Source organism: Tabrizicola sp. (genome assembly GCF_051645465.1).
Lineage (GTDB): Bacteria > Pseudomonadota > Alphaproteobacteria > Rhodobacterales > Rhodobacteraceae > Tabrizicola.
Genome location: NZ_JBOFBI010000345.1, coordinates 1 through 4,448, shown reverse-complemented (window position 1 = coordinate 4,448; position 4,448 = coordinate 1). Strand labels below are relative to the sequence as shown.

Annotated in this window: 5 protein-coding genes; 3 read left to right on the top strand and 2 right to left on the bottom strand. The window is 66.7% G+C overall.

Annotated elements, in window-relative coordinates:
• The 3 genes from ACRCSW_RS21850 to phoB form a co-directional block, all read left to right on the top strand.
• Positions 1-473: phosphate ABC transporter ATP-binding protein (locus ACRCSW_RS21850; RefSeq protein ID WP_438707763.1), on the top strand; the 473-nt coding region annotated here is incomplete at its 5' end.
• Positions 474-483: 10 nt separating this feature from the next.
• On the top strand, positions 484-1,191 hold the full coding sequence (phoU, locus tag ACRCSW_RS21845; RefSeq protein ID WP_438707762.1) for a phosphate signaling complex protein PhoU: 708 nt from the start codon (positions 484-486) through the stop codon (positions 1,189-1,191).
• A 2-nt stretch (positions 1,192-1,193) separates the two neighbouring features.
• On the top strand, positions 1,194-1,886 hold the full coding sequence (gene phoB, locus ACRCSW_RS21840) for a phosphate regulon transcriptional regulator PhoB (RefSeq protein ID WP_438707761.1): 693 nt from the start codon (positions 1,194-1,196) through the stop codon (positions 1,884-1,886).
• Between the two features lie 253 nt (positions 1,887-2,139).
• Here phoB and ACRCSW_RS21835 read toward each other — a convergent pair whose 3' ends face one another.
• Entirely contained in the window at positions 2,140-3,450 is a 1,311-nt protein-coding gene (locus ACRCSW_RS21835) for an aspartate aminotransferase family protein (protein WP_438707760.1), read from the bottom strand.
• Positions 3,447-4,448, bottom strand: a 1,002-nt coding sequence (locus tag ACRCSW_RS21830) for a phosphotransferase (protein ID WP_438707759.1), incomplete at its 5' end; no start/stop codon positions are given. The genes ACRCSW_RS21830 and ACRCSW_RS21835, both read right to left, overlap by 4 nt.

Here is a 4,448-nt window from a genome sequence, read left to right as displayed (position 1 = left end):
CGTTTCCGAAGTCGATCTACGACAACGTCGCCTACGGCCCCAAAATCCACGGACTGACGCGCAACAAGGCCGAGCTTGACCAGATCGTCGAGGCCTCGCTGCGGAAAGCCGCACTCTGGGGCGAGGTGAAGGACCGGCTGGACGCCTCGGGGACCGGGCTCTCGGGCGGCCAGCAGCAGCGGCTTTGCATCGCGCGGGCCATCGCGACCGGCCCGGAGGTTCTGTTGATGGACGAGCCCTGCTCGGCGCTCGACCCGATCGCGACCGCCCAGGTCGAAGAGCTGATCGACGAGCTCCGCGCGACCTTTTCGGTGGTGATCGTGACCCATTCGATGCAGCAGGCCGCGCGCGTGAGCCAGAAGACCGCCTTCTTCCACCTCGGCAACCTCGTCGAATACGGCGACACGCCGCAGATCTTCACCAACCCGAAAGACACCAGGACCGAAGCCTACATCACAGGCCGTATCGGGTGAGGAGAACGACATGAACACCACCCATATCCTTTCCGCCTTCGACCGGGATCTTGAGGCCGTCCAGGCCCTGGTCGTGCGGATGGGTGGGCTGGTCGAGACAGCACTTCTGGATGCCTCCGAAGCGCTCGACACCCGGGATGAGGACCTTGCGGCCAGGGTCCGGGCCGGGGATGACGCGATCGACGGGCTTGAAGAGCAGATCAACACCCAGTGCGCGATGCTGCTGGCGCTGCGGGCCCCGACGGCAAGCGATCTTCGGACGGTGCTGACCGTGATGAAGATCGCCGCCGCGCTGGAACGGGCGGGGGACTATGCGAAGAACCTCGCGAAGCGGACGGCGGTTCTGGCCCAGATGACGCCGGTTCCCGGTGCATCGGGGGCGATCCGGCGGCTGGCGAAGGCGGTCGTGCTGATGCTGACGGATGCGCTTGACGCCTATATCCGCCGCGACGTCTCGCTGGCCGAGGACGTGCGGCTGCGCGACCGGGAGATTGACCAGATGTACAACTCGATCTTCCGTGAGTTTCTGACCCACATGATGGAAGACCCCCGCAACATCGGGGCCTGCATGCACCTGCACTTTATCGCCAAGAATATCGAGCGCGTAGGCGATCACGCAACCGCCGTCGCCGAACAGGTCATCTATCTCGTGACCGGGGAGATGCCGGGCGACGAGCGGCCAAAGTTCGACAGCATGGCCACCGGGACGGAGCGCTGAGCATGGCAAGGACTGGACAACCGAAAGTTCTTCTGGTCGAGGACGAGGCCGCGCAGCGGACCGTTCTGGCCTACAATCTGGAAGCCGAAGGCTTTGCGGTCACGCAGGCCGACAACGGCGAAGATGCGATGATACTGGTCGACGAAGAGGACCCCGACATCATCATCCTGGACTGGATGATGCCGAAGGTTTCGGGGATCGAGGTCTGCCGGCGGCTCAAGATGCGGCCGGATACGCGAGGCATTCCGATCATCATGCTTTCGGCGCGCGCCGAGGAGGTGGACCGGATCCGCGGTTTGGAGACCGGGGCGGACGATTATGTGGTGAAGCCCTATTCGGTCTTGGAGCTGATGGCGCGGGCAAGGGCTCAGCTGCGGCGGGTCCGGCCTTCGACGGCGGGGGTGGTGCTGGAGCATGAGGATATCCGTCTGGACCCCGAGAGCCACCGGGTCTACCGGTCGGACAAGGTGCTGAAGCTCGGGCCGACCGAGTTCAAGCTTCTGGTCACGCTGATGGAGCGGCCGGGGCGGGTGTTCAGCCGGGAGCAGCTTCTGGACCTCGTCTGGGGGCGGGACATCTATGTCGACACCCGGACCGTGGACGTGCATGTGGGCCGCTTGCGGAAAAGCCTGATGCAGTTCGGCGGGGGCGACCCGGTGCGGACGGTCCGGGGGGCGGGGTATGCTCTGGGGTGAATGGGCACGGTGCGCAGGTTTTCGAGCCCTTTGATTTCAGGGGCTTGCCTGGGGGTCTTTAACGTTTCGGCAAGGATTGGCCCGCGTCTCGAGTGCGGGGCGGTTTTCATATTGAGCGCTGACGCGCGAAGACCTTTTGTCTCGCCTCTGCGCGCGAAGGGCGCGCAACCGGCTCGGGCGATGGGGGCATTCTGCCCCCAAACCCCCTGAGGATATTTGGCGACAAGAAATGCTGCTTTTGTGAGCTAGAGCTTCAGGCTTGTTTCAGCACCTTGTCGAGTGTTGTCAGGAACTGGTCGACGTTCGCCATCGAGAAGGGCAGCGGCGGGCGGATTTTCAGGATGTGACCTTCGGGGCCTGTCGCACTGATCAGGATGCCGTCGCGGCGGAGGTCGTTGACGAGGCGGCCCGCCTTGGTGCCGTCGGGCTGACCCTCTGTCAGGATGTCGGTGCCGAGGAAGAGGCCCGCGGCGCGAATCTCGCCTATGCTGTCGTGGTGCTGGGCCAGATCGCGCAGACCTTGGGCAAAGGCCGCGCCGACAGTGGCTGCGTTCTGCATCAGGCCTTCGTCGCGGATCACGTCGAGGACGGCGAGGCCCACGGCAGCGGCTACAGCATTGCCGCCGAACGTGTTGAAATAGCGTGCTTTTGCGCCGAATTCGGCAATGACCTGGGGCTGGATCACAAGGCCCGCCATCGGGTAGCCGTTGCCCATCGGTTTGCCGAGGCTCACCATGTCGGGGACCAGCCCATGGCGCAGGAAGCCCCACATTGCCTCTCCCGTGCGGCCGAAGCCGGGCTGGACTTCATCGGCGATGAAAAGGCCTCCCTTCGCCCGGATCGCTGCCATGGCGGGGGCGAGGAAGCCTGCCGGGTCGGGGCGGACGCCGTCGGACGAGAAGATCGTGTCGACGATGAGCGCGCAGGGTTTGATGCCCTTTGCGGCCATTTGGTCGCAGGCGGCGGTGACGGCAGCGGCGAAGCCTTTGGCGATGCCTTCGGGGTAGTTCTCGGCGCTTGGGGCGGGGACTGCGAAGACAGTGGGGCCGGGGGCGACCGCGGGGCCGATCGACATCGACATCTCGGCAGTGGCCAGCGTCACCCCGTGATAGGCGTTGTCGGTAACGATGACTCCGGTGCCGCCGGTGGCGGCGCGGGCAATGCGGAGCGCGAGGTCGTTCGCCTCGGACCCCGAGCAGGTGAACATGACGTGGGACAGCTCGGGTGGGAAAAGGGCGAGAAGACGCTCGGCGTAGTCGAGGATGCCGTCGTGGAGGTAGCGGGTGTGGGTGGCGAGCTGGCTGGCCTGCCGGGTCATCGCCGCGACGACGCGGGGGTGGCAATGCCCGACCGAGGCCACGTTATTGTAGGTGTCGAGATAGGCGCGGCCGTCACGGTCGTAGAGCCAGACGCCGTCGCCGCGGGTGATGTGCAGGGGTTCGGCATAGAAGAGCCGGTAGGCGGGCCCGAGGAGCCGGGTGCGGCGGGCAATGCGGGCTTCGTCCTCGGGCGGAAGGGGGGTGGCGCCCGGGGTATAGGCGTTGGGCATCAGGTTGCGGGTCATTCGGGGGGCCTTTCGCAGGCGGCAAGAAGGTCGGAGGCGAGTGTTTCGGGTGCAGTGTCGCGGAAGGCCTGGAGGCCAGCCTGGGCGGAGGGGGTGTTGCGAAGGATGTAGGTCGCGTTCTCGGGGTAGCGGGTGGCGCGCCAGGTGGCGATGGTCAGGGTCGTCAGCATTCTAGCGGTGATGAGGTCGGGGAGGAGGGCGATTTCGTCGGGGAGGAGGGGCAGGCGTGAATGATAGGCGGTGACGAGGGGGGTGAGGAGGGCGAGCGGTGTGGCGGGCTCGACCAGGTAGGACGCGGCGACGGCGAGGTCGCAGATGCGCGGGGTGCGGACCATGTCGCCGAAGTCGAGGATCCCGCTGATCTGGTCGGGATTTTCGGCGGCGGCGAGCAGGTTGTGGGGATTGAAATCAGCGTGGACGACCTGGGTGGGGAGATGCGTGAGTGTGGGGGCGATGTTCGTGTCGAACCGTGTGCGGAAGCGGGTCACCTCGGCGGCGAGGTCAGGGGGGAGGGCCGGTGTCAGGGGTTCGAGGCGGGGGAACTGGCGGATGTCCCAGAGGAGGATGTGGCTGTCGGCGGGGTGCGAGAAGCCGGTCAGGGCGGTGGTCAGGCGGGCCAGCGCATCGCCGATGGCGTGGGCGAGCGCGGGGGTGCGGGGAAGCCCGGCGATGGGCGTGCCGGGGCACCAGCTGAGGAGCCTTAGCGCGCCGTCGGGGGTGGGGATTAGGGCGCGACCGTCGCGGGCGGGGATCACGCGGGGGGTGGGAAGGCCGGGGTCCTGGGCCGCGACGTGGAGGAGGGCTTTGGTCTGGAAATCGGTGAGGTCCGGCGGTTCGGCCGGGTTGGCGAGTTTCAGCGTGTAGCTGGCGGTTGCGGTGTCGAGGCGGTGGTTCTGGTCACGCTCGGACGTCAGGGGGGTGAGTGTGCCGGTGACGCCCCAGTGGTCGCGGGCCAGCTGCGCGAGGGTGTCGGGCGGCAGGCGCGGCGGAGGCAGGGT